Below are 3,194 nucleotides of genomic sequence, written 5' to 3'. Positions count from 1 at the left end.
CAGTATAACACAGAGTTTGTGAAATTTCTATGGTTTTTTAACCAATCTTGACGTATCAAAGATAAGTTATTATAGCGGTATCATCTAGTCATTCGAACAAGGCGGATACTAACAAGACAGTAAAAATATGCTATACTAGAGTAGAATTTAAGTGAGGGGATATTTAGATGACAAAACGTATTTTTTCTGGTGTACAACCAAGCGGAACGCCAACAATCGGTAATTATGTTGGTGCTATGAAGCAATTTATCGAATTACAAAACAACTTTGAAGCCTATTACTGTGTCGTAAACCAACATGCCATTACAGTAGCGCAAGATCCTGAGGAGTTACGTAAAAACACACGTTCACTAGCTGCCTTATATATTGCTTTAGGGATTGACCCAGAAAAAGCGACGATCTTTATTCAAAGCCAAGTACCGGCCCATGCACAAGCTGCTTGGATTGTTCAATGTAACACAGCCTTAGGTGAACTAGAGCGTATGACACAATTCAAAGATAAATCAGCTAAACAAGCATCTGTTTCAGCAGGTCTATTAACTTATCCACCATTAATGGTTGCAGACATCATTTTATACCAAACAGATTTAGTACCTGTGGGGGATGACCAAAAACAACATCTTGAATTAACAAGAAACTTTGTTGAACGCTTCAACAATCGTTATACAGGTAAGAAGGAAAGCCCAATTCTAACAATGCCTGAATTTTACGCACCTAAAGAGGGTGGCCGTATTATGAGCTTGCAAGAACCAACCAAGAAAATGAGTAAATCAGACGAAAACAAAAAATCATTCGTTTCATTATTGGATGATCCAAAAACAATTACGAAGAAAATTAAATCTGCAATGACAGATTCTTCTGGTGAAATTTCTTACGATAAAGAAAATAAAGCCGGCGTATCTAACTTGTTAACGATTTATTCTTCATTCGCCAACCGTCCAATTGATGACATCGTCGCTGAGTATCAAGGTGCTGGTTACGGTAAATTCAAACAAGACTTAGCGGATGTCGTGATTTCTATCCTTGAACCAATGCAAGAACGTCACGCAAAATTGATGGCTTCATCTGAATTAGATGACATTTTAGCAGATGGTGCCAAGAAAGCCAATGAAGTAGCCAACGAAACACTGGCTGCCATGGAAAAAGCAATCGGATTTAGATAAGCCGACGAAGCTAATCAAATTTACCAATTCAAATAAACAACTTTCATAGTGTGGTGTTAGCCAACCAACCAAGTTGGCTAGCAACACACTTTTTTCATGAAAAATAGACCGGTTCATTTTATTCTGCCAAAAAGCTTAAACGTGTAAACCCTTATAAAATATGATTGTGAAGAGTGGGCTAAACCGCAAATTAAGCTCCGAACAAGCTCATTAAATAACCGCCAATTTCCCCAAAGTTAGGACCTCACCTAGCTTGTTTTTTTATTTTGAAAAATAGCCCGGCGCTTTCGAATATTTACGGCGTATATAATTAAGTGATAGGGGGCTGAGGGATGAAATTTGCACAAAGAGAAGATGAATCATTTGTCTTCGCAGTAGATCTGATTGACGAAAACGGTCAAAAAGTACCGACAACAGAAAGTTATTATTGCAGCCAGTGTAAGAGGGCTGTTTACTTAAAGAAGGGGAAAGATACGAGACCTCATTTTGCTCACTATGCTAAGACTATTAAGGACCATCATAAGGTGAATGAATCAGACATTCATTTTGACCAAAAGACCATTATTCATGGCAAATTAAAGACGGTTGATATAGAAGGTTATATAGAGCATGCAGTTGAAAAACAAGTGAGGCGGGCCGATATTTATGTGCCCGAGCAAGTCAAGGTTAGTAATAACCTAGCCATCGAATTACAGTATGCCCCAATTTCTGCTGAAGATGTCTTCAAACGCCAAGCGGATTATCAGGATGTAGATTGTCGTGTTCTATGGTTATTAGGCTACCAATCTACTTATCATAGCATTTTTGATAACAACCACAAAGGACCCACTTCTAAGACTTTGAATGCCGTCCGTCCCTTTTTACGGTATGATTACGAGTTTGGTTTTTATCTGCCTTTTTGGCATGAGGCCTTAGGTAAAGTAGTTTTATTGACCGTCAACCTATATGGTCAAGGGCAAAAGCAAATTCGGATGTCCATTGAACGCTATATCAACTACTTCAATGACCATTTCACCTATGAAAAGGGGGACTTTTTGACCAGTTTATTATTTGGCAAAGACCATCCCATAATTAGTCCAGCCCCAAAAGATTTAGCCAAGTTTATTAAGAAAGTTCTTGTTAGTCCAACAGCTAATCAACAAAAGATTCTAGAAATCATTTACCAACGACAAGTTTACTTACAAGAAGCACCAGCGGATTTATATACCTACCAAGCGACCGCAATGTTTTCAAAAGTGGCTGACTGGGCCATTATTCTAGCTTATGTAGCCATTTATCAAAAGAATGACCCAGATTTTGAGCGGACCCATTTTGCCCAATTCGCCAATGTACTATTCGATAATCAGCTGGTCATTGAACATCCATTATTTACCAAAGAAATCATTATTTCATGGCTGATGTGGCTGTTTGCTAATTACGAAAATAGCTAGCATATTAATGTAGAAACCAACCTTCGTGTGTTAAAATGAAAATACTATTAAAAAACGGAGGTATATTATGGCAAAAATTTTTGAAGTAAAACCTAGAAATGAAGTAGACAGTGCGTTTCAATGGGACTTAACTAGTATCTTCCCAGATGATCGAGCTTTTGAGAATGCCTTAAGTGGATTCCCAAAAAAAGCGGATGCTTTTCAAGGCTATAAAGGCACTCTAGATCAAGGCGCTGACCAAGTGGTAACCGTATTAGAGGCCTTATTAGCGGTGAGCCGTGAATTGGAATCCCTATACGTTTATGCACATTTAAAACATGACCAAGATACAGGAGACAACAAGTACCTAACTTACAACAGTCAAGCAGGTGCCTTACTTGCTCAAGTTAGTGAAAAGATCTCTTGGTTTGAACCAGAAGTATTAGCAGTATCTGAAGATGTACAAAAAACTTTGGAAGACCACTCTGAATACGGTCACTTCTTCCGTGAGTTATTTGCGAAGAAGGCGCATGTCTTATCACCAAATGAAGAGGCTTTACTTGCTGGTGCTAGCGAAATCTTTGGTGTCTCTTCAACAACTTTCTCACTTTTAAACAATGCT

General features: G+C 38.2%; 2 protein-coding genes and 1 pseudogene. All 3 read left to right on the top strand.

From position 1 onward, the window contains the following. Positions 1 to 167 precede the first annotated feature (167 nt). Complete coding sequence (gene trpS / locus ACRCJ0_RS11130; protein WP_059134712.1) at positions 168 to 1,163, top strand: tryptophan--tRNA ligase; 996 nt, start codon at positions 168 to 170, stop codon at positions 1,161 to 1,163. Positions 1,164 to 1,495: 332 nt separating this feature from the next. Continuing rightward, positions 1,496 to 2,593, top strand: a complete 1,098-nt coding sequence (locus ACRCJ0_RS11125; protein ID WP_431390471.1) for a competence protein CoiA — start codon at positions 1,496 to 1,498, stop codon at positions 2,591 to 2,593. A 67-nt stretch (positions 2,594 to 2,660) separates the two neighbouring features. Beyond that, positions 2,661 to 3,194: pseudogene (locus ACRCJ0_RS11120) on the top strand (oligoendopeptidase F); the annotation flags it as partial.

The sequence above is a fragment of the Aerococcus sp. L_32 genome, assembly GCF_050689315.1.
This window is presented reverse-complemented; position numbering and strand designations above follow the sequence as displayed.

What these genes read in the sequence shown, in the direction of transcription:
- trpS (WP_059134712.1), top strand. Translation starts at nt 168, where the DNA reads ATGACAAAACGTATTTTTTCTGGTGTACAACCAAGCGGAACGCCAACA.
- ACRCJ0_RS11125 (WP_431390471.1), top strand. Translation starts at nt 1,496, where the DNA reads ATGAAATTTGCACAAAGAGAAGATGAATCATTTGTCTTCGCAGTAGAT.